Raw genomic sequence first — 24,332 nt, forward strand, 5'->3', positions numbered from 1 at the left:
ATCACAAAGAAGGCTCAGTGCTGGACGTTGTCAGCACTGAGCAACAGGTCTATTTATTGCCGAACAACACGGTGGAACCGTGATTGAGATTGGTCAGCAGCAGAGTTTTATCATTGACGATGTCTACCCGCTGGCTCTGCTCCGAGTCCATACGGAACAGCTGGGTGATCAACTGCAACTGCTCGGGGGTAAAATCTTTACTCTGGGTCGAGGAAACGTCTTTAAAGTCCGTCGGCGTCAGCAGCAGATAGTTATCACTGACGTCCCATTCGCCCGATTCCGAGCAGTTAATCACATCTTCCGGTACCGATTTATCCATCGCGTACAACTTGACTAACGACACGCGCAGATAAGTGCCATTAGGCAGGTACTTCACGTTGGAGGTCACATCGACCCGGCGCAGCGGGCCGACTGATTCATTTTGCTGTTTACTTTCGATCAGGGTGACCATTTTGGACTGCCACTCACGCGAGGTCAGCACTTGTTGCAGTTTGATGTCGCTGAACCAGTAAAACCAAGCGCTGAATGCGGCAGAAATCAGCAAAATAATGATCGCAATTCTTCTGTTCATCATGGGCCTCCTCACTGGCAAATCTGATCAATATCTTCTTCGGTGGACAGGATACGCAGCGTAATGTTCTGTCCGGAAAACTGAGGAGCATGAATGTAGTTCAGCACCAGTTGATTATTGTGGCCGCCGGTTGCGATGACCTCTTTGGGTGCCATTTCACCGGGGTGAAGCTTAACGTATTTGATGATGCAGGATTCAATCAGCGGCATCCAGGCACTCAGATCTGGTTGGTTGACCGGGGCGCTGACCGTCACGCCATTGTAATCGGCCAGCTGGCGCAGTTTAGAGGGGGCCGGGCTGGTAAACAAAATGACACATAAAGGCAGTAAGATGGCGACAATCAGCATGATCTTTACCCGCAGGTCACTCTTGTGCAATAAAGTCAGAGGCGAGTGAGCTGCCTTATCTGTTGTTGCGCTGGTGGTGTGTGCAGGCGCAGAGGTTGCAGCCACCTGAATATCCGCGGGCATGACGTCGCGTCCGGAGCGTTCGGTTTGCTCTGGTTGTTCATCCGGCGCCTGGGCAGTTTCGTCGGCTTCTAATTGCTCAACTTCCGCGATCAGCTGATAGCCACGTTTGGGTACAGTTTTGACGAATTGCGGTGATTTTGTCGAATCTTTCAACATCTTGCGCAGTGTTGAAACGGCTTGGGTCAGACTGGAGTCATCGACTTCAAATCCTTGCTCACGCCAGACGAAATCATGCAGTTCATTGCGGGTTATCACTTCATTTGGGCGTTGAGATAGCAGTAACAGTATGCGGCTTTCATTGCTTCCGAGACGAACATTCTCATTGTCGGCTTCTTTGTCTACTAGCGAATTGCTCGTTGGGTCGAAAGTAAATCTGTCAGCAAGAATGAACTTTGTGGCTGTATTACTCATCGATATCTTCTTTTTAATTAGTATTTAGAGCTTGGACTAATGACTACCCACTATCCACAACCTTCCCTGTAGAACGAATTAAAAAACGACGTTGAAATATTCGGGGGTTATCTTCCTTGATAAAAATACGGATAGAGCATAATCAAAAAAACTTCAAAAAACTCAGTTTTTATAGTTTTTGACCTTGAATTTACATTCCGGGGCCACATGTTAATACCAAATCGATGTTCCTCATACCCCAAATTTTAGTCTGGGGGCAAAAATGATGTTATGGAGCTAATATGAGCGAAACTGCAATGGCAAACAAAGAAACACGTGGTTTTCAATCTGAAGTTAAGCAACTACTTCATCTGATGATACATTCTTTGTATTCCAACAAAGAAATCTTCCTGCGCGAGCTGATTTCCAACGCGTCAGATGCGGCGGATAAATTGCGTTTTCAGGCGTTATCTAACGCAGATTTGTATCAAAATGATGCCGATCTTGGTGTGAGGCTGTCGTTCGACAGTGACGCGAATACTCTGACTATCTCTGACAACGGTATCGGCATGAGCCGTGACGATGTGATTGAGCATCTGGGTACTATCGCCAAGTCGGGTACAGCTGAATTTTTCTCAAAATTATCTCAAGATCAATCTAAAGACTCACAATTGATCGGCCAGTTCGGGGTGGGTTTTTACTCGGCCTTTATCGTCGCCGATGCGGTGACGGTACGCTCACGTGCGGCCGGTCTGGCGGCAGAAGAAGCGGTGCAATGGTATTCACAAGGTGAAGGCGATTACACGGTGGAGACTATCACGAAGTCTTCGCGTGGTACTGACATCATTCTGCATCTGCGTGACGAAGGTAAAGAGTTCCTGTCGGAATGGCGTCTGCGCGATGTGATCTCGAAATACTCAGACCACATCGGTATCCCGGTCTACATTCAGACTCAGGTTATGGATGATGAAGGCACGCCGACCGGTGAAACTCAGTGGGAGCAAATCAACAAAGCGCAGGCTTTGTGGACTCGTGCCAAATCTGACATCAGTGATGAAGAGTATCAGGAGTTCTACAAGCACGTATCGCACGATTTTGCTGATCCTCTGGTGTGGAGCCACAACAAAGTTGAAGGTAAAAACGACTACACCAGTTTGTTGTACATTCCGGCTAAAGCACCTTGGGATATGTACAACCGCGACCACAAGCATGGCCTGAAACTGTACGTACAGCGCGTGTTCATCATGGATGACGCTGAACAGTTTATGCCGTCTTATTTACGTTTCGTGCGTGGTTTGATCGACTCTAACGATTTGCCGCTCAACGTGTCGCGTGAAATTCTGCAGGATAACAAGGTGACTCAATCACTGCGCAACGCTTGTACCAAGCGGGTTCTGACCATGCTGGAACGCATGGCGTCCAACGATGCAGAAAAATATCAGGGCTTCTGGAAAGAGTTCGGTATGGTGCTGAAAGAAGGCCTGGCCGAAGACATGTCCAATAAAGAGAAGATCGCCGGCCTGCTGCGTTTTGCTTCCAGCGACAGTGAATCTGCTGAGCAGAATGTCAGCCTGAGTGCTTATATTGAACGCATGAAAGAAGGTCAGGATAAGATTTACTACCTGACAGCAGACAGTTACAGTGCAGCGAAAAACAGCCCGCACCTGGAGCAGTTTAAAGCCAAAGGCATCGAAGTCGTGCTGATGTACGATCGCATTGATGAGTGGATGATGAACTATCTGACCGAGTTTGACGGTAAGCAGTTCCAGTCCATCAGCAAAGCGGGCCTTGATCTGAGCAAGTTTGAAGACGAAGCGGAAAAAGAGAAACACAAAGAGACAGAACAAGAGTTTAAATCTGTCGTTGAACGTGTGAAAGAGTACCTGGGCGCGCGGGTTAAAGATGTGCGTACCACCTTCAAACTGGCTTCAACCCCTGCGGTAGTGGTCACTGACGACTTTGAAATGGGCACACAGATGGCAAAACTGCTGGCGGCTGCCGGTCAGGCTGCGCCGGAAGTGAAGTACATTCTGGAGATCAACCCGGAACACGCGATGGTCAAACGTATGGCTGATGAGCCGGATCAGGAAGCGTTTGCCCGTTGGGTAGAAGTGCTGCTTGGTCAGGCGATGCTGGCGGAACGTGGTGCGATGGAAGATCCGTCACAGTTTGTCACTGCAATCAACCAGCTTTTGACTAAGGTTGAATAAGTTTTAGTGTGAAGCTCGCCGCGTGCGAGCTTTTTTTATTGGCGACGAGCCGATATGACGTGAAGTAACGCTATCTTTGATGTAATTGCAGAGAAAACGGCGGCTGAAGGGTATTCTTTAGTCTTAGAAAGCGCTGTGCAACGAATTTCTGTGATAGAATAGCAGACTTGAATGTCACTAATAAGGCGTGTATTTTGGCACGCCTGTTTGTTGGGGGTTAACCGTTTGCGTTATGGCAGGCGGCGTCATCAACAAACCCTATTGGTCTCGTTATACCGAAACTTACCGTCTCGCGACACAAGGAGCTGTGAGCTTCGGTATAAATATCATTTCTAAAGAGGATTAAACATGCGCATCATTCTTCTAGGTGCTCCAGGTGCAGGTAAAGGCACACAAGCTCAATTCATCATGGAGAAGTACGGTATTCCACAAATCTCTACTGGTGACATGCTACGTGCTGCGATCAAAGCGGGTACAGAGCTTGGTAAACAAGCGAAAGCCGTTATCGATGCTGGTCAGCTAGTTTCTGATGAAATCATTCTTGGTCTGATCAAAGAGCGTATCGCTGCAGAAGACTGCCAGAAGGGCTTCCTGCTGGATGGTTTCCCACGCACTATCCCACAAGCGGACGGTCTGAAAGAAATGGGTGTTGACGTTGACTACGTGATCGAGTTTGACGTTGCTGATGATGTGATCGTTGAGCGTATGGCGGGCCGTCGTGCTCACCTGGCTTCAGGTCGTACTTACCACGTTGTTTACAACCCGCCAAAAGTGGAAGGTAAAGATGACGTGACTGGTGAAGATCTGGTTATCCGTGAAGATGACAAAGAAGAAACCGTACGTGCACGTCTGGATGTATACCACACTCAAACTGCACCACTGATCGAATACTACGGTAAAGAAGCGCAAGCAGGCAACACTAAGTACCTGAAATTCGACGGCACTAAGCAAGTGGCTGAAGTAAGCGCAGACATCGAGAAAGCACTGGCTTAATCTCAATTTTAGCCTGAGCTGAATATTTGTTATAGTGAAGCGACCGTAAGGTCGCTTTTTTTATGAACTTTTTCTGCTAAAAGTCCGTACAAGCACCTTCAGAGCGGTTGATTCCAGCCCGGGACCGGGAGACCGGTCATTTTGCGAGATTCAATTTTAATCCGGCAGCGCGTGGCGCTGCGTGACCAACCTGAATGGACATTATGCAAAAAAATAAAAACTATGGTGTGCTGTTAGCCAATCTGGGGACACCGCAAGCGCCGACGGCGGTTGAGGTAAAACGTTTTCTGGGTGAATTCCTGCACGACCAGCGCGTGGTGGATATGAGCCGCTGGCTGTGGTGTCCGATCCTGCATGGCATCATTCTGCCGTTGCGTTCACCTAAGGTGGCTAAGCTGTACCAGAGCATCTGGATGGATGAAGGGTCACCGCTGATGGTCTATTCGAAACGTCAGCAGCAGGGCTTGCAACAGGCGCTCAATATTCCGGTCGAACTGGGTATGACCTACGGCGAGCCGAGCCTGCTGAGCGGAGTTCAGAAGCTGCAGCAGCAAGGTGTGGACAGCATTATTGTTCTGCCGCTTTATCCGCAGTATTCCGGCACAACCAGTGCAGCGGTGTTTGACGGCTTGGCGAAAGCAATCAAGAAGGTCGATGTGGTGCCTGAACTGCACTTTGTACGCGATTACCACGACCATCCGCTTTATATCCGGGCTTTGGGCGACAAGGTGCGTCAGTCCTGGCAGGAGAATGGTCAGGGTGACCTGTTAGTCTGTTCTTATCACGGCATTCCTCAACGCTATGCCGATAATGGCGATATTTATCCTCAGCATTGTGAGCAGACCACCCGCTTGTTGGCGGCAGAACTCGGGCTGGCCGAGGACAAGGTGCTGATGACCTATCAGTCCCGGTTTGGCAGAGAAGAGTGGCTGCAACCTTACACGGATAAAACCATGCAGGCACTGCCTGGAAAAGGCGTCAAAAAGCTTGATATCCTGTGTCCGGCGTTTTCGGTCGACTGTCTCGAAACGCTGGAAGAAATTTCCGAGCAGAACTGCGAAATTTTTCTTCATGCCGGCGGGGAGGCATTCCACTATATCGAGTGTCTCAACGACTCGGATGCTCATATCGCGATGATGGAAAGTCTGGTCAGAGACTGGTTGTAACGCTGATTTAGCCGCTACCTGTTATCAACGGTCAGATACAAAAAGCCTCAGTATGAACTGAGGCTTTTTTATCTTCGTCAGGTCAGACGTTAAGCTTGCGCGGTTTCCAGCGCGACTTCGTTCTCACCACGGCAGATTTTGCTCAGCTTCGGCGCAATCAGGAAGGTAATCACGGTAATACCTGCGGTTGCATAGCCAATCTTACCGAACACATCACCGTAGATAACCAGTGATTCGGTGGCGGACGCCACATGGCTAGGTACAGAGGTCAGACTCGCAACCCAGCCGGCAATAACGGCTGCCGTTGCAGAGGTCAAAAACCACATCCCCATCGCAAAGCCCATCATACGTTGCGGAACCAGTTGAGCCACCATGGCCAGACCCAGACCAGAAACCAGCAGTTCACCGATCGACTGGAATGCGTAACACAGCACCAGCCAGTTTGAGCTGATGATGCCTTCAGCATTCGCAAAGTTGGCACCCCAGGACAGGATCAGGAATGACATGGCACACAGCGCCATACCGCAGGCAAATTTAAACGGCATCGACAGACGATCGCCCAGTTTGCCGTACAGCATCGCCAGTACCGGGCTGGCCAGCATGATCCAGAAACGGGTTCAGTGCCTGGAATTGCTCTGGTTCAACACCAATACCAAAGATATCGTGGCTGACGTTATGAATAGCAAAGAAGTTAAGTGAGGTTGGCATCTGGAAGTAGAGCACGAAGAACACCACTCCTTGCAGCATCAGTACGAACGCAACCAGCATTTTCTGACGCTCGATGCCGCGAATCGACAGGGCTTCTTTAAAGTAGAAAAATACAATCGTCAGGCCAGCCACAACCAGGATACCGTGTGCCAGTGCCAGGTTTTGCAGCAGGTAGCTACAGACAAAGCTCGCAATGATTGAACCTATCGTGACCAGCATCAGCTTGGTTTTATTCACCGGAGCCAGGTCAGCCGGTGAGCCGACTTTACGCAGCATACGCTGACACATGATGAAGTTAACCACAGTGATCGCCAGACCAATGGCGCTGACACCAAATGCCATACCGTAGCCCGCACGCTCTGCAACGATTGGGGTGATGATCATTGAAATGAATGAACCGAGGTTGATGGCCATGTAGTACATGGTAAATGCACCATCCAGACGCGGGTCATTTTCCGGGTAGATTTTAGCCAGCAGGCTCGACGGGTTCGCTTTGAACAGGCCGTTACCAACGGTGATAAAGCCCATCGCGATAAAGATAAGTGTCGGGCCGCCAAAGTCTTGCTCTGCGGTGGACAGGCCAAGCAGCGCGTAGCCGACCATCAGGATGATGGCACCCAGGGTCACCGCCCGTTTACTGCCGATGACTTTGTCACCGATCCAGCCACCTGCGGCAACGAAACCGTAAACCAGCGCAGAAAACGCACCAAACAGAACAAAAGAGGTCGATTCATCCATATTCAGAATTTTGACCATGTAAACGGTTAGGATGGCCTGCATCCCGTAGAATCCGAACCGCTCCCAAAATTCTATTGAAAAGATCAAATAGAATGGTTTAGGTTGCTTGAATATATTCAAGTCTGACATAAAGTACTTCCTGTGACAGAAACCATCTCGGGTGAATGTTCACGGTGGTGCGGTGTGCAAACCGTGGATATCACTTTTGATGCAGTTATAGAAATGATAAATTTCCCTAAGCTTATAATATTGAAAAATACATTATTGCTAAGGTTTTATTCGGTCGTTACGTATACATGCAAGACGATAAAACTGCAATGATCTTATTTGCTCGAATTTTAAACCGAACGGTAAATGGTTTATAATACAAGTAGTTAGGAGTGCGGGTGGTGACAGGAATTATGGAAAACTAATTTTCCATAATTGATGGTCATGTGTTAAAACAAAAGGGATAACAATCAGCTTCATCCAGAGTGGAGAGCACCAGAGTTCACAGTTGTTAAGGAAAGTTGGTTAGAAATGAAACGTTGGTATTTACTGTACTGTAAACGAGGAGAGCAGCTCAGAGCGAAAGCCCACCTGGAAAATCAGGGGGTGGAATGCTTTTATCCGGAAATTGAGGTCGAGAAAATTTTACGCGGCAAGCGACAAAAAGTCAGGGAACCCTTATTCCCGTCTTACATGTTTGTTCGGTTTGATTTTCAACAAGGCCCGACATTTACCACTGTGCGCTCGACGCGCGGGGTAGCGGATTTTATTCGTTTCGGCGCTGAGCCTAAAGAGATCCAGGGGGACTTAGTTTACGAGCTGAAACAGTTCGGTACTGCACTGCAGGCGATGTCCCAGACCGAAGGTCCGGTTAAAGGACAGGAAATTGAAGTGAAAGGCGGTCAGTTCAGAGGTTTGACGGCTATCTATCAGGAGCCGGACGGTGAGAGCCGCTCGATTATGCTGGTCAAAATGATCAGTCAGCCGGTGGCGCTGAGTATTGATAACAAGCATCTTGATCTGAAAGGTTAATCGTCCGGGCGATAGTGCTTTTGTCGCCCAGATCCGTTTATTCAATTAGCTTTGTTGATCAAACTGGCTGCGCTTATCAAATTGGCTTGTCATCGAATGGGCTTCGTTTCCGAACAATTGGATAATAAAAAAGGCGCCACAGGCGCCTTTTGCGTATCCGGTCTTCCCGCTGAGCGAGCAGCGGGAAAGGGGATTAGTACGCTTCGTTGTGAACCGCTTTTACCGCGCGACCTGACGGATCGATACAGTTTTTGAACGACTCGTCCCATTCGATAGCTTTTGCCGAAGAACAGGCAACAGACGGACCGCCAGGAACACATTGTGCTGCTGATTCCAGTGGGAACAACTCTTCGAAGATCTCGCGGTACACATAACCTTCCTTAGTGGTCGGTGTGTTGTACGGGAAGCGGTACTTCGCAGTTTCCATTTGCTGATCAGTCACTTTGGCTTCAGCGGTTGCTTTCAGCGTGTCGATCCAGTTGTAGCCTACGCCATCAGAGAACTGCTCTTTCTGACGCCATGCGATTGATTCTGGCAGGTAATGTTCAAAACACTCACGCAGGATGTGTTTTTCCATCTTACCGTTGCCGCACATCTTGTCAGCCGGGTTCAGGCGCATTGCCACGTCGATGAACTCTTTGTCCAGGAATGGTACACGGCCTTCAACACCCCATGCTGCCAGAGATTTGTTGGCACGTGCACAGTCGAACATGTTCAGCGCCAGCAGTTTACGTACGGTTTCCTCGTGGAATTCCTGTGCGTTTGGTGCCTTGTGGAAGTACAGATAGCCACCGAAGATTTCGTCAGCGCCTTCGCCTGACAGAACCATTTTAATACCCATGGCTTTGATCTTACGACCCATCAGGAACATAGGCGTTGAAGCACGGATAGTGGTCACGTCATACGTTTCGATGTGATAAATCACGTCACGAATGGCATCCAGACCTTCCTGTACGGTGTAGGTCATTTCGTGGTGTACCGTACCCAGTTTGTCAGCCACTTCACGGGCGGCTTTCAGATCCGGTGCTCCTTCCAGGCCAATCGCAAATGAGTGCAGTTGTGGCCACCATGCGGCTGATTTTTCATCGTCTTCAATGCGCATTGCTGCAAAACGTTTTGCAACCGCAGAAGTGATCGATGAGTCCAGACCACCTGACAGCAGTACGCCGTAAGGTACGTCGGTCATCAGCTGGCGTTTTACCGCATCTTCCAGTGCCTTGGTCAGATCTTCTTTGCTGGTGCTGTTGTTCTGAACCGCTGCGTATTCGTTCCAGTCGCGGATGTAGTAGCGCTGCGGCTCTGCATCTTTAGAGCTCAGAGAGCTGCCCGGAGGGAATTCGCCGATGGTTTTACACACAGGAACCAGTGCTTTCATTTCTGATGCGACGTAGAAGTTGCCGTGCTCGTCATGACCCTGGTACAGCGGAATGATACCGATGTGGTCGCGGCCTACCAGATACTCGTCTTTTTCTTCATCGTACAGGACGAAAGCGAAGATACCGTTCAGCTCTTCCAGCAGGTCGGCACCTTTGTCTTGGTACAGTGCCAGGATAACTTCACAGTCAGAATCGGTTTGGAATTCGTATTTACCTTCGTAGCGGGCACGAATTTCTTTGTGGTTGTAGATCTCGCCGTTGACTGCAAGGATCAGTTTTCTATCTGGGCTGTACAGAGGCTGGGCACCGCTGTTCAGACCAACGATTGCCAGGCGCTCATGAGCCAGAATTGCTCGGTCTGATGCGTAGATACCTGACCAATCCGGGCCACGGTGACGAAGTTTCTTAGACATTTCAAGAGCTACCGGACGCAGGGCTGCCGCGTCACTTTTGATGTCTAAAATACCGAAGATAGAACACATACAACTTTCCTTAATTAGACGAGTTTCAATCAGATGACTTCAATTTGCCACTTTGGTTAAAAAAGGCAACCCATAATTATGAAAAAGTTTAAAGAAAAGAGTGTGTGCTGAATATTATTTAATTTAAAGGTCAATATTTTAAATGAAATTTAGAAATGGGCTAATTTGTCGCCGGGAATGACAACAAAAGCGGCTAACTTTTGTTGTCATCACCAGTTTAGCTGCGGGTGAAATGCGGATTGAGCTGGTCACAAACATGGCGGGCAAAGCCGGTACCGGCCTCGCTGTAGATGTTGAATGCAGCGTGAGCGCCGTCGGCAATCAGGCTGTCCATCTGATCCGGATATTCAGCAATTGCAGCAATATGGCCGGGGAAGTGGCGTTTTTTCAGCAGCGACAGCGCAATTTGGTTGGCCTGATGGTGTGGCATCGCCAGCAGCACCATTTTGCCGTGTCCGGTATCAAGGATACGTTCCCAGAAATCCGGGTCGGTGGCATCGCCGCTGATCACATTTCGGCCTTGATCGCGGTGGCCTTTGGCGGCATCTTCGCGCAGTTCGACACCAAGACAGATCTGGCCATAGCGTTGGGTCATCTCTTCATAAGCACCGGTGCCGATGCGACCCATACCCAGGATCAGCACCTGAGCGTTGCCCGGGTTAATCAGGGCATCGCGCTGATGCAGGGCTTCCGGCGCGGGCTGATCAAACCAGTGTGATGAGCGTTGGTAAAGTTCGTGCCCTTTGCGACTCAGTGGTGCGGCGACAATAAACGACAGTGGCACCGAGATGGCCAGCGCAACCAGAATATCGCCCGGCAGCCAGCCCATTTTAAAGGCCAGTCCGCCGACAATCAGGCCGAACTCACTGAAGTTGAACAGCGAAATTGACGCCAGCAGCGAGGTACGCACCCGGAAATGGAAGCGATTGATCACCCAGAAATAGAGCATGCCTTTTATCGGCAGCAGGATCAGCAGCAGCAGGGCGAGGAAAAATCCGGTCGCGGTCGGCTCTTCTGACAGGCCAATATTGAGGAAGAAGCAAACCAGAAATAACTCTTTTAAGTTAAACAAGGATTTGGACAGCTCTGAGGCTTTACTGTGTCCGGCCAGCATCATACCGAGAATCAGAGCGCCCAGGTCCGGTTTCATCCCGACCAGTTCGAACAGACCGGCACCTACTACCAGGGCCAGGAAGATACCGAGCAGAATCAGCATTTCACCGTGACCGACCCGGTCGAGTAGTTCAAACATCAGCGGGCGCAGGAATGGCAGCATAAACAGGCCGATGGCATACCATTCCGGCAGTTTACCGGTCGATGCGGTTAAAAATATTACGGCAAAGATATCCTGCATGACCAGAATACCGATAGCGAGTGTGCCGTAGGTGGCATTCAGTTCGCCTTTCTCCTGCAGGGATTTAACCGCAAATACAGTACTTGAGAACGACAGGGCAAAACCCAGCAAAACCAGACTTGAGACCGGTACATCGGCCAGGCTGTCGAGCCCCAGGGTTTTGAACGCCATCAGGATAATGGTGAAGATGGCTGTCGACAGCAGGTTGTGTACGGTCGCCCCGGCCCAGATTTCCTTCTCAAGCAGAGAACGGACATCCAGTTTCAAACCTATGGTAAACAGCATCAGGGTGACACCGAGGTCAGCCAGTGTGGTAATGGTTTCGTTTGACTCGAAGCCATAGCCATTGAGGGCAAACCCGGCAATCAGAAAGCCGACTAACGGAGGAAGGTGACATTTTAGTGCGATAAACCCAGCCAGAAATGCCGCAGAGATTATGATCAAATCCATATTGTTTCTTATTTTAATTAAAAAAAGGGCCGTATCTTCATATAGATACGGCCCTATATTATAGGATATGAAACTGATTAGTCTTCAAGCAATTTTTGTAACAGAACACCATTTAGCATCGCGCGCTTGATCATGGCAAATGCGCTTTTGGTCGGCTGCTTATCAACCGCTGAGGCCACAATAGGCAAATCACGGTGGAAGGTCTTGAGCGACTGATTGTGCACATTGCGCAAAATAGCCGGGAAAATAATCTCCGGAGCCGCGGTAATCTGACCGGCGATGACAATTTTTTGCGGGTTAAACAGATTGACGGTAATGGCAATCGCTTTACCCAACTGGTTACCGACCTGAACCAGCGCCTGTCTGGCCAGCTCATCGCCCTGGTTGGCGTGCTGACAAATGATTTCGACGTTCAGCGGCTCAATGCCGGCCAGGCTTGATTCATAACCCTGTGCCAGCAGGCTGGTGACGCGTTTGATGATCGCCGGGTTGGTAGCAATGGTTTCCAGACAGCCGAAGTTGCCGCACTGGCATTGATCGCCGAGCGGATCTATCTGGATATGGCCGATTTCGCCCACATTACGATTAGAGCCCAGAAATACCTGACCGTTGACTATGATGCCGGCACCGGTGCCGCGGTGCACACTGACCAGAATCGAGTCCTGACAATCCTGGCTGGCTCCGAAATAGTGTTCAGCCAGTGCCATACCGCGCACATCGTTACCGACAAAGCTTTCGACATGAAAATGCTCGCGCAGAATATCGCCCAGATCCAGAGTATCAATATCGATGTGTGGCATATATTCCACCACACCGGTTTCCGGATTGACCAGGCCTGGTAACACCACGCCGATGGCAATTAACTGGTCAATCTGCGCGCTGTGCTGGGTAATGAAAGCTTTAATATGGCCGAGCAGCCCTTCGATTAATTGCGGCTGCTGGGCATAGAGAAATTCGTGTTCGGCGTTTGCCAGCTCTTTGCCGCCTAAATCGTACAGGCTGAGCTGGATATAATCGCGGCCAAGACGCACCGCGATGGAATGAAAGGGAGCCACTTCTGTGGTGAGAGAGATAGCGCGTCGCCCGCCGGTCGACGCTTGTTGCGCGACCTCTTTTATCAGGCCGCGTTTCGAGAAGCTGACGGGTGATCTTGGTGACACTGGCCGGAGCAAGCTGGCTGACATCGGCAACCTGAATGCGGGATATCGGACCCTGCTGGTCAATTAAACGATAAACCGCTGCACTGTTGAGCTGTTTAACCAGATCTACGTTACCTATTTGTCCGCCATTCATTACACATTTTGCTCGTATTGTCCGTTTACTACCGTCGCTTTTACCTGGAAGTCGCGGTCAAAGGCCGTCAGATTGGCAATCATGCCAGGCCGGATACGACCCAGTTTGTTGTCCACTCCAATAGCTTTGGCAGGATATAGGGTTGCCATACGCAGGGCTTCGTCTAAAGCGATACCGACGTGCTCAACCGTATTTTGAATTGCTTTTATCATGGTCAGGGCTGAGCCGCCAAGTGTGCCGTTTTCGTCTACACACTTGCCGTCCCGGTAATATACTTTCTTACCGACAAAAATAAAGTGATCCATCTCAGCGCCTGCAGGAGCTGTGGCATCGGTCACTAATACCAGCTTGTCGCCTTTGATTTTGTGGGCAATGCGGATGTTGGCGTAGTCGACATGGAAGCCGTCGACAATGATACCGGCATAGACATCCGGCGTATCATAAATCGCACCGACAGCGCCTGGTTCACGGCCGACCATAGGCGTCATGGCATTAAACAGGTGAGTGGCAAAGCTGATCCCGGCTTCAAACCCTTGGCGTGCTTCAACATACGTTGCGTTGGTATGGCCAAGAGAAACCACGATACCGGCCTCAGCCAACTGGGTAATATGGGCAGGATTGTTTTTTTCCGGCGCCAGCGTCAGTTTAGTCACCACGTCGCGGTTATCACAGATAAAGCGGATCATTTCGTCATTCGATGAGCGGATAAAATCGACGCTGTGGATGCCTTTCTTAATCTGATTGAGATACGGACCTTCCAGATGCAGGCCCAGAGAGTGGTTCTGGTAACGCTGCTGGTAGTCGCGCTGCGCTGCCACAGCCTGACGCATATCATCATCGGATGAGGTAATCAGGGTCGGCAGAAAGCTGGTACAACCGGACTTTAAATTCGCGCGGTGCATGGTGTGCAGGGTGTCGGCGCTGATGTCATCATTAAACATCACACCGCCACAACCATTGAGCTGCACGTCGATAAATCCGGGACTTAAGTTGGCGCCATGCAGGTCAATAGTGGCTAATTCAGCCGGTAAGTCGGCGACAGGTTGCAGAGAGTGGATCATGTCGCCGTCAACCACGACTGCATGCTCTGTGAGCATTTCGCTACCCGTGTAGATTTTACAGTTAGTTAGCGCGTACATATTAGCGAGTCCTTATCTTTATCGAGATCTGATCAATTCATGCGGCAAGGCCAGTCAGTAAAGAAGAAAGTGTTAGGCAGAACTTTCTTTGCTGACTTCAATTAGGTCGCAAATTATCTTTTTGATTTCCAGAGACTCAGGCTCTGGTGGAAAATAAGTGATAAACCGTTTGTCAGTTCAATGACTTCCGAACGCGACCTGGCTCGGGTTATCATGGCGGCAACCGCCGTGTCTGTCACTATTTTAGAGTAACTCAACGCCTGAGTGTACTGTTACGAGCTTGTTTTTTTATATAATAAAATAAGTTTTATGATCCCGCTAGCAAATTCCTTGGTTTTTCCAAGTTACGGGTGATTATGATCACATTTAAATCGGTTTTAATTTGTGAAGCGAAATATTTCGCATACACTGACATGGACTAAATTGAGTGACTAAAATAAGTCAGCCAATGTATACCAAATTCCTATAGGGAGAACGTAAGGTGAATATTCTTGGATATTTTCAAAAAGTAGGGAAGGCCCTGATGGTGCCGGTGGCGACGCTGCCAGCGGCGGCCATTTTAATGGGTATAGGCTACTGGATTGACCCGAACGGCTGGGGAGCGAATTCCGCTCTGGCAGCGTTTCTGATCAAAGCGGGTGCCGCCATTATAGACAATATGTCGGTGTTGTTTGCGGTTGGTGTGGCGTTTGGTATGTCCAGGGATAAAGATGGTGCTGCGGCGCTGTCCGGTTTCGTTGGCTTTCTGGTGGTCACAACCCTGCTTTCACCGGGCGCCGTCGCGCAAATCCAGGGTATTGACCCTTCTGCCGTTCCTGCCGCATTTAACAAGATTAATAACCAGTTTGTCGGCATCCTGGTCGGTATTGTTTCTGCTGAGATTTATAACCGTTACTCAACCGTTGAGTTACACAAAGCACTGGCCTTTTTCTCCGGTAAACGTCTGGTGCCAATCCTGACTTCATTTGTCGGTATTCTGATTGCGTTTGTGCTGATGTACGTCTGGCCGGCGATTTACGGTGGCTTGGTAAACTTTGGTGAATCTATTCAAGGTCTTGGCGCAACAGGTGCAGGTATCTATGCCTTTTTTAACCGCCTGCTTATTCCGATTGGTCTGCACCACGCGCTGAACTCGGTATTCTGGTTCGATGTCGCCGGTATTAATGATATTCCTAATTTTCTTGGTGGCGCGAAGTCGATTGCTGAAGGTACCGCGGTTCCTGGTATTACCGGTATGTATCAGGCGGGCTTCTTCCCAATCATGATGTTTGGCCTGCCGGGGGCGGCACTGGCGATTTACCACACCTCAAATGCCAAGCATAAAGAGAAAGTTGCTTCTATCATGATCGCAGCCGGTTTTGCTTCTTTCTTTACCGGGGTGACTGAACCGCTGGAATTCTCCTTCATGTTCCTGGCTCCGCTGCTGTATGTTCTGCACGCGCTGCTGACCGGTATTTCTGTCTTTATCGCAGCGTCGATGCACTGGATGGCAGGTTTTGGATTTTCGGCCGGTCTGGTGGATATGGTGCTCTCCTCGCGTAACCCACTGGCGATCAACTGGTACATGCTGATTGTGCAGGGTCTGGTCTTCTTCGCTATCTACTACGTGGTATTTCGTACCGTCATCGTGAAATTTGGCCTTAAAACACCGGGCCGTGAAGATGATGAGCAAGCGTCGACGGTGAGCGCTGCATCCGGCGATTCCGCTGAGCTGGCCAAGCAGTATCTGGCGGTGCTGGGCGGGCATGCTAACCTGGCCAATATTGATGCCTGTATCACTCGTCTGCGTCTGACTGTGAATGATATGTCGGTGATTGACGAGAAACAGCTTAAAGATCTGGGCGCGATGGGCGTGGTGAAACTGGGCTCTAACAACCTGCAGGTTATCCTGGGGCCAATGGCGGAAATCATTGCCGGTCAGATGAAAGATATTCGTTCCGAAGATTAACTACCGTGCCGGCACTGCTGGTGTTCAGGTTGTAGTCTGAGTTTGGTTAAATCCAAGCCTCCGCATCATGCGGGGGCTTTTTGTTTGTGCATTTAACCACCCGGAAGCAGAAATAATCGTAAGAAAACCGCAGTTTTTATTGTGAATTCATTCAGAATTGTGGATCATTAGCGGCAATATTTCTGCTCTGCCGGGCGTAACGCCTTCTTCGCAGAAACCATTTTCTGACAATACTAAATAAACTTTGAGGTGCTATAGATGAGTGAAGCTGAGGCTCGTCCATCGAACTTCATTCGCCAAATCATTGATAAAGATTTAGCGGATGGTAAACACACTAGCGTGCATACTCGTTTCCCGCCGGAGCCGAATGGCTATCTGCATATCGGACACGCGAAGTCGATCTGTTTGAACTTTGGTATTGCTCAGGACTATCAGGGTCAGTGTAACTTACGTTTTGACGACACAAACCCTGAAAAAGAAGATCTCGAATACGTTGAGTCAATTAAGAAAGATGTACAGTGGCTGGGCTTTGAGTGGTCCGGTGATGTTTGCTACTCATCTGACTATTTTGACAAGCTGTATGAATATGCGGTGGAACTGATCCAAAAAGGCTTGGCGTATGTTGAAGAGCTGAGTCCGGAGCAGATTCGTGAATACCGTGGTACCTTGACCGCGCCGGGTAAACACAGCCCGTACCGCGATCGCAGCGTAGAAGAAAACCTGGCACTGTTTGAAAAAATGCGTGCCGGTGAATTTGCCGAAGGCACTGCGTGTCTGCGCGCTAAGATCGATATGGCATCGTCATTCATCGTACTGCGCGATCCTGTGCTGTACCGTGTGCGTTTTGCTGACCACCACCAAACCGGTGACAAGTGGTGCATCTACCCGATGTATGACTTCACCCACTGTATTTCCGATGCACTGGAAGGGATTACTCACTCTCTGTGTACGCTGGAATTCCAGGACAACCGCCGTCTGTATGACTGGGTTCTGGATAACATCAGCATCGAATGTCACCCACGTCAGTATGAGTTCAGCCGCCTGAACCTTGAATATACCGTGATGTCGAAGCGTAAACTGAACCAACTGGTGACTGAAAAACTGGTTAACGGTTGGGATGATCCGCGTATGCCGACCATTTCAGGCCTGCGTCGCCGTGGCTTCACCTCAGGTTCAATTCGCGAATTCTGTAAACGTATCGGTGTGACCAAACAAGACAACATGATCGAGTTTGGCGTGCTGGAATCTTGTATTCGTGATGACCTGAACGAAAACGCACCACGTGCAATGGCGGTTCTGGATCCGGTCAAAGTTGTGATTGAAAACTTTGACGCGGACAGCACTGAAATGCTGAGCATCGCTAACCATCCGAATAAACCGGAAATGGGCGAGCGTCATGTTCCGTTCAGCCGTGAAATCTGGATCGAGCGTGAAGACTTCCGCGAAGAAGGCAACAAGAAGTACAAGCGTCTTGTGCTGGGTAAAGAAGTTCGTCTGCGTGGCGCCTACGTGATTAAAGCTGAGCGTGTTGAAAAAGACGAGCAGGGTAACATCACCACTATTTACTGTACTTACGATGCCGATACGCTGGGTAAAAACCCGGAAGATGGCCGTAAGGTGAAAGGTGTGATTCACTGGGTATCGGCTCAGCAGGGTGTTGCTGCCGAGTTCCGCCTGTACGATCGTCTGTTTACCGTACCAAACCCGGGTGCTGCGGATGACTTCGCTGCCACCATTAACCCGGAATCTCTGGTCAAACTGAACGGTTTTGTTGAGCCAAGCCTGGCTAATGCAGAAGCTGAGTTCGGTTACCAGTTTGAGCGTATGGGTTACTTCTGTGCGGATGCTAAAGATTCTCAGCCGGAAGCGCTGGTCTTTAACCGTACCGTTGGTCTGCGCGATACCTGGGCGAAAATTGAAAACGCCTGATATCTGAGCGAATGATAAATTGATCCGAAAGCCAGCTGTATGCTGGCTTTCTTTTTATCAATAACGCGTAATCCAGGCCCGAAGCCTTAGCAAAACCGCAGCTTTTGTGTGAGATTCCTGCGATTATTGTGGCTTAGGTACATTTTTTACTTTATACCCTATAGTTTTGCCCCTCCGATCCGATATATTTAACAGATCACAGAATTCATTAGTTAAAGCACTCAGCTGAGCCTTTTATGCATCAATTTTTCAAGCGATTGCTATTGCCTCTCGCCGTAGCCGTTGTGACTCAGACTTCCATCGTATATGCAGAGGGCATCCGCCTGATCGGACCTGGCGGTGAAGTGCAATCCGAGCCTCAATTCAGCGAACAGGTCGTTCCTGCTCGCACCTCAGAGGCTGCGCCTTCTTCTGTACGTAGCCAACAGACGGCACCTGTCTCGGCCAGGGCGGCCAATATTATGCCGTCCGATGAACCTTCGACTTTTTTTGGCCCGACCACAGAGCAGGATACGCTTTGGTCAATCGCCAGCCGGTTACGTCCGTCGCCCAGTGTTTCTGTGCAGCAGACCTTGCTGGCCATCTATCGTCTTAATCCTCAGGCGTTTGAAAATCAGAACATCCACAGCCTGATGCCGGGCAGTACGTTGCGTGTGCCATCGTTGGCGCAGGCACGCAGTGCGACCACTCAGGAAGCGGTCAATGTCATGAACGCGCATCAGGCGCGCCTCAACCAGACTACCGCCCGACCGGTTGCTCCGGTGCAAATTGCCGCACCGCAAGCTCAACCGACCCCTGCAGCACAGACGGCCACACCTGCGACCACCGCTACCGCACCTGTGACCACCGCAACAGCACCTGCTGCCACGCCTTCGCCTGTTACCCGCAGTGACGTGGATAAAGTTGAGCAGCAGATTGCTTCATCTGATTCAGAGATGCTGGCGCTGGAAGAGAAAAACCATCGTTTGCGTCTGATGCTGGCTGAGATGCAGTCCGAAGTGGATACGCTGAAAAACGAACTGGGTGATGAAAACCGCATCCGCTCTGAAGTGGAAAAATTGCTCGATGAACAACGCAGCAAGCAGCAGGAAGAGCAGAAACTGGCGCCATCAACCTGGGACCAGATTCTTTCCAATGGCTGGTTGGTGGGCTTGATGGCTCTGATCCCGGGTCTGGCGATCGCCTTCCTGGTTCTGATGCTGCTCAATCGTCGTTCGCAAACCGATAGTCAGGAACAGAAACCTGCCGAACAAACTCCGCCTCCTCAGGCTGAAGCCGCTGCGGTTGTGGCGGGAGACGAAGCCCTGCAGAGTCTGGAAGATGACCTGCTGCTGGATGATGACTTATTCGGTGAAGCGGATGACAGCGAACTGACGTTCAGTGATGAAACGGCAGAAGCTGACCAGGCGCAAGATGATATTTTTGCGGATCTGGATGAAAACGATCTCGATTTCAATCTGGAAGATGAAGACGGTGAAGATCCGTTTGCCGGTATCGACGATGACGGCGATCTGGATACCGACTTTGGCAGTAACAGTGGCATCAGTGTTAACGGCGATGAAAAAGCGCTTGGCCTGGAAGAGATGGAGCGCGCGTTGGATCAGGCGGTTCAAGAGCCGGAAGATGATGACGATGCGGTCTTTGATCTCTCAGATGATGATGACGATTTAGCTCAGGACGAAATCGAGTCTCTGCTCGGCGATACGGAAGTCGGTGAAGAACTTGATTCCGGTATGTTGGATCAGTCGATGCTCGATGACTTGCTCAACAGCAGTGATGAGGAGGATGACGACCTGGCTGCGCTCGATTTTGACAGCCTGCTGGATGAGAACAGCCTCGATGAAGCCAAAGTTACCTCGGATGAGGAGCTGGAAAGTCTGTTCAGTAACATTGAAGCCCAGGCTGACCTGGATCAGCTTGAAGCGCTGAGCGATGAAGCGGCGCTGCTCGATGAAATGCTGGATGAGGATCTTGAACTCGACATCGATAGTAACAGCACCGAGCTGCTTGATGAGTTGCTGGCAGAATCAGATGAGGTTTCTGCCCAGAGTGAAAGTGACCAACTGCTGGATGAGCTGTTAGAGCAGAGTGGGTCTGAGACGGCGGATGATGCATTCGATATTGACAGTGACAGTCTGCTGGATGAATGGCTGGAGAAAGAGCAAGAGAGCAGTGCAGTCAGCGAGGACGAACCGGAAGCGTTGACTGAACTGGATGACGGCACTGAATTCTTTGATGAGCTGCTGGAAATCGAGCAACAGGCGCAGCAGCCTGAGCCAGAATACAACAGTACCCATTTCAAAAATGATTTGCTGGATGCTGTCCCAGACAACGATCCTTTGCTGGAAGAGTTCGATTTTGGTGATGAGAGTGATTTCTCTCTCGATAGCGACAGCGATGACGAATTTGAGTTTAATCCGGAGATTGAAGGCAGCGAAAGCGAAGCAGAACCGCAAGCGCCAGCGGAAGAGCCTGTAGCACCACAAAGCGTCAGCAGTCAGCCTGAACCGGTCGCGAATGAATTTGGCGTTCCTCAGGATGATGATTGGTTACTGGACGATCCATTCGGTGCTGATTCGTCGCCCGCAGAGGAAGAAGAACCGCTGTCATCGGCTGACTTTATGGCCGGGTTGGATCAACAACAGCAACCTGAGACAGAGGCGCAAGCCGAGCCGCAAGAGCCTGAACTGACTTCTGAAGCGAGTTCCGATTCTGCCCCACAAACGGAAGAGTCTGCTCCACAACCTGAAGAGCTTGAACCACAAGCTGAAGCGCCGGAACCACAAGCAGAAGACCTGGCTGCGCAATTTGCTGATGCTCAGGCTGAGTCAGACGATGAAGCGTTTGATTTTGATGATTTAGAGCTGTCGGAATACAGCGAAGCGGATGCCCTGGCTGACAGTGTTGCTGAACCTGACGAATCGGTTGAGGCGCAATCTGAACCGGAAGCCGCCACTGAGGAGCAAGCTAAGCCTCAACAGCCGGAACTGACTTCTGAAGTGAGTGCCGATTCTGCCCCACAAACGGAAGAGTCTGCTCCACAAACGGAAGAGCTTGAACCACAAGCTGAAGCGCCGGAGCCACAAGCGGAAGACCTGGCTGCGCAATCTGCTGATGCTCAGGCTGAGTCAGAAGATGAAGCGTTTGCTTTTGATGACTTAGATCTGCCGAAGTACAGCGAAGCGGATGCCCTGGCTGACAGCGTTGCTGAACCTGATGAATCGGTTGAGGCGCAATCTGAACCGGAAGCCGCCACTGAGGAGCAAGCTGAGCCGCAAGAGCCGGAACTGACCTCTGAAGCGAGTGCAGAGCCTGCCCCGCAAACGGAAGAGTTTGAACCGCAAGCTGAACCTCAATCTGAAGATCATGAGCCACAAGCGGAAGACCTGGCTGCGCAATTTGCTGATGCTCAGGCTGAGTCAGACGACGAAGCGTTTGATTTTGATGATTTAGATCTGCCGGAATACAGCGAAGCAGATGCCTTGGCTGACAGTGTTGCTGAACCTGATGAATCGGTTGAGGCGCAATCTGAACCGGAAGCCGCCACTGAGGAGCAAGCCGAGCCGCAAGAGCCGGAACTGACCTCTGAAGCGAGTTCAGAGCCTGCCCCACAATCGGAGGAGTTTGAACCGCAATCTGCTGATGCTCAGGCTGAGTCAGAAGATGAAGCGTTTGCTTTTGATGACTTAGATCTGACGGAGTACAGCGAAGCGGATGCCCTGGCTGACAGCGTTGCTGAACCTGATGAATCGGTTGAGGCGCAATCTGAACCAGAAGCTGCCGCAGAGGTGCAAGCTGAGCCGCAAGAGCCGGAACTGACCTCTGAAGCGACTGCAGAGCCTGCCCCACAATCGGAAGAGTTTGAACCGCAAGCTGAAGCGCCGGAACCACAAGCGGAAGATCTGGCTGCGCAATTTGCTGATGCTCAGGCTGAGTCAGACGACGAAGCGTTTGCTTTTGATGATTTAGAACTGCCGGAATACAGCGAAGCAGACGCACTGGCTGACAGCATCTCGGATCCGCAAGCTGAGGCACAGCCTGAAAGCTCAGTACAAGCAGAGCAGCCAGAAAGTTCCGAAGCCGACGAAGCATATGCTTTTGATGATTTAGAGCTACCGGAATACAGCGAAGCAGACGCCCTGGCTGACAGCGTTGCTGAACCGCAAGCGGAGGCAGAGCCTGAAAGCTCAGCACAAGCCGAGCAGCCAGAAAGTGTCGAAGCAGATGAAGCGTTTGCTTTTGATGACTTAGATCTGCCGGAGTACAGCGAAGAAGACGCACTGGCTGACAGCGAATATGAAACTGAATCAGAGTTCATTTTTGACGGTGACGAAGACGAAGCGTTGTCAGATGAGTTGTTTGCTGAGCTGGAGCAGTCTTTCGCCGAAGACGGCATGGGTGGCGAAACTGAGCCTGAACCGCGTGGTGATAGTGACAATACGCCATCACCTCAGTCAGACAAGACTGCGGCGCGAGAGGAGTTTGACGAGGACGCACTCAATGCGTTGCTTGATGAACAGCCTCACAGTGACAGCTTCTCGTTTGATGGTCCGATTGATGCTCAAACTATTGACAGTGCGGGTATGGACATTGAAGCCATGCTGGATATGGGCGGCGAAGACTGGAATGGCTTTAGCCTGACAGCGGACCAGCAGGCTGACATCATGGATGATGTGCCGGAAGAAGAGCTGGCGGCCTGGCAGCCGGAAATCCAGAATCAGCAGCCGGAAGTGGAAACTGAAAACTGGGGTAAGCAAGAAGACATCATGGACTTCGACCCGCAGCAGAATCAGTTTATGACCATTGATGAGCTGATGGCGCAGGTTGAGCGGGAAGATATGGGGCTTTCCCCTGATGATGAAGAGCTCAAGCTTGATGTGGGGTTGAATGAGTTTCCGGATGTGATCGGGGAAATTTCCGACATTGATGTCGACAGCAATGCTGAAGCCGCCGGGAAGTTGGATCTGGCCCAGATCTATATGGAAATGAATGACCATAAAGGGGCGGTGAAGCTGTTGGAAGAAGCGATCGTTGATGGCAGTGATGATATTCGCCGCCAAGCCAAGCACTTGATCGATGTGATTAATGGCAGGGCTTAATCTGTCGCCTGATAAATGAGTGGTATTGCATAGGCAGTGTCATAATTGAGTAAAAAAAGAGGCAACCGGGTTGCCTCTTTTTTCTGTTGATTAGAATTTATCATGCAGAGGGTTTATACTGCCCGCCCTATTTCCCTTAGATGTTTAAGAGAAAAACGACATGAGAATCGCTCTGGGTATCGAGTATGACGGTACTCACTATTATGGCTGGCAACGCCAACGAGAAGTTAAAAGCGTACAGGAAGAGCTGGAAAAAGCATTGAGTGTGATCGCTAACCATCCGGTAGAAGTTCAGTGTGCAGGCCGCACTGATGCGGGTGTGCACGGCACTGGCCAGGTTGTCCATTTTGATACCACAGCGAGCCGTAAAATGGTGGCCTGGACCATGGGTGCCAACGCCAATTTACCAAAGGACATTGCGGTGCGCTGGGCGAAAGAGGTTCCGGACGAATTTCATGCCCGATTCACTGCAACAGCACGCAGATACCGCTATGTGATCTACAATCACATGTATCGCCCGGGAATTTTGTCTTCCGGTGTGAGTCATTATCATGGTGAACTGGATGCTGAGCGTATGCACCGAGCCGGACAATTCCTGCTGGGTGAGAATGACTTCACGTCATTCAGAGCTGCACATTGTCAGTCACGCAGTCCTTGGCGTAACATAATGCACTTAAACGTCACTCGTCATGAGCGCTACGTTGTGATTGATATTAAAGCCAATGCGTTTGTCCACCATATGGTGCGTAACATTACCGGCAGCCTGATTGCTGTCGGTCGTGGTGAGCAGGAGCCGGAGTGGATAGAGTGGTTGCTGGCGGCGAAAGATCGCAGCCTTGCAGGGGCGACGGCCAAAGCGGAAGGCTTGTATTTGGTCGACGTTGATTACCCGCCGGTGTTTGAGCTGCCTGAAGCGCCGATGGGACCGCTGTTTCTTACCAGAAAGTTTGAACTAACCGGATTGGATTAGCTCAAATTAAACAATGTTGTGCGTGG

Annotated in this window: 13 protein-coding genes and 2 pseudogenes; 8 read left to right on the forward strand and 7 right to left on the reverse strand. The window is 50.4% G+C overall.

Features of this window, described 5'->3' with window-relative positions; all coding sequences use genetic code 11:
* Positions 1-49: 49 nt before the first annotated feature.
* Positions 50-571 (reverse strand): regulatory protein ToxS, encoded by a 522-nt coding sequence (locus ABDK09_11740; protein ID XAW90729.1) that lies wholly within the window; start codon positions 569-571, stop codon positions 50-52.
* Positions 572-582: 11 nt separating this feature from the next.
* A complete protein-coding gene (locus tag ABDK09_11745) occupies positions 583-1,452 on the reverse strand; it encodes a transcriptional regulator (GenBank protein ID XAW90145.1) in 870 nt (289 codons plus the stop codon).
* Positions 1,453-1,733: 281 nt separating this feature from the next.
* Here ABDK09_11745 and htpG point away from each other — a divergent pair, with 281 nt between their 5' ends.
* The 3 genes from htpG to hemH all read left to right on the forward strand — a co-directional run bounded on the left by htpG (position 1,734) and on the right by hemH (position 5,800).
* The gene (gene htpG, locus ABDK09_11750) at positions 1,734-3,641 is read left to right on the forward strand and encodes a molecular chaperone HtpG (GenBank protein ID XAW90146.1); all 1,908 of its coding nucleotides are present in this window, start codon (positions 1,734-1,736) and stop codon (positions 3,639-3,641) included.
* Positions 3,642-3,989: 348 nt separating this feature from the next.
* Positions 3,990-4,634 carry an adenylate kinase gene (adk, locus tag ABDK09_11755; protein ID XAW90147.1) on the forward strand — a complete coding sequence of 215 codons (645 nt, stop codon included), beginning with the start codon at positions 3,990-3,992 and terminating at the stop codon, positions 4,632-4,634.
* A 203-nt stretch (positions 4,635-4,837) separates the two neighbouring features.
* A complete protein-coding gene (gene hemH / locus ABDK09_11760; GenBank protein ID XAW90148.1) occupies positions 4,838-5,800 on the forward strand; it encodes a ferrochelatase in 963 nt (320 codons plus the stop codon).
* Positions 5,801-5,889: 89 nt separating this feature from the next.
* Here hemH and dtpA read toward each other — a convergent pair.
* Positions 5,890-7,375: pseudogene (gene dtpA / locus ABDK09_11765) on the reverse strand (dipeptide/tripeptide permease DtpA).
* A 390-nt stretch (positions 7,376-7,765) separates the two neighbouring features.
* Here dtpA and rfaH point away from each other — a divergent pair.
* Positions 7,766-8,266: a transcription/translation regulatory transformer protein RfaH gene (rfaH, locus tag ABDK09_11770; GenBank protein XAW90149.1), complete on the forward strand. Its 501-nt coding sequence runs from the start codon at positions 7,766-7,768 to the stop codon at positions 8,264-8,266.
* Positions 8,267-8,459: 193 nt separating this feature from the next.
* On the opposite strand, the gene asnB is transcribed toward rfaH, so the two are convergent.
* From asnB to nagA, 4 genes and pseudogenes are all read right to left on the reverse strand, one after another.
* Complete coding sequence (gene asnB / locus ABDK09_11775; protein ID XAW90150.1) at positions 8,460-10,124, reverse strand: asparagine synthase B; 1,665 nt, start codon at positions 10,122-10,124, stop codon at positions 8,460-8,462.
* Between the two features lie 217 nt (positions 10,125-10,341).
* Positions 10,342-11,928, reverse strand: coding sequence for a cation:proton antiporter family protein (locus tag ABDK09_11780; protein ID XAW90151.1), 1,587 nt, complete (start codon positions 11,926-11,928; stop codon positions 10,342-10,344).
* Positions 11,929-12,005: 77 nt separating this feature from the next.
* Positions 12,006-13,221, reverse strand: a pseudogene (locus ABDK09_11785) (ROK family protein).
* The gene (nagA, locus tag ABDK09_11790) at positions 13,221-14,360 is read right to left on the reverse strand and encodes an N-acetylglucosamine-6-phosphate deacetylase (GenBank protein XAW90152.1); all 1,140 of its coding nucleotides are present in this window, start codon (positions 14,358-14,360) and stop codon (positions 13,221-13,223) included. Before nagA ends, ABDK09_11785 begins: the two are co-directional and overlap by 1 nt.
* 481 nt (positions 14,361-14,841) lie before the next feature.
* Between nagA and nagE the strand changes: the two genes are divergently transcribed.
* From nagE to truA, 4 genes are all read left to right on the forward strand, one after another.
* Positions 14,842-16,308, forward strand: a complete 1,467-nt coding sequence (nagE, locus tag ABDK09_11795) for an N-acetylglucosamine-specific PTS transporter subunit IIBC (GenBank protein XAW90153.1) — start codon at positions 14,842-14,844, stop codon at positions 16,306-16,308.
* A 258-nt stretch (positions 16,309-16,566) separates the two neighbouring features.
* Positions 16,567-18,237, forward strand: a complete 1,671-nt coding sequence (gene glnS / locus ABDK09_11800) for a glutamine--tRNA ligase (GenBank protein XAW90154.1) — start codon at positions 16,567-16,569, stop codon at positions 18,235-18,237.
* Positions 18,238-18,521: 284 nt separating this feature from the next.
* Positions 18,522-23,336, forward strand: a complete 4,815-nt coding sequence (locus ABDK09_11805; protein ID XAW90155.1) for a FimV/HubP family polar landmark protein — start codon at positions 18,522-18,524, stop codon at positions 23,334-23,336.
* Positions 23,337-23,496: 160 nt separating this feature from the next.
* A complete protein-coding gene (gene truA, locus ABDK09_11810) occupies positions 23,497-24,306 on the forward strand; it encodes a tRNA pseudouridine(38-40) synthase TruA (GenBank protein XAW90156.1) in 810 nt (269 codons plus the stop codon).
* Positions 24,307-24,332: the final 26 nt, after the last annotated feature.

The sequence above is a fragment of the Vibrio sp. CDRSL-10 TSBA genome, assembly GCA_039696685.1.
Lineage (GTDB): Bacteria > Pseudomonadota > Gammaproteobacteria > Enterobacterales > Vibrionaceae > Vibrio.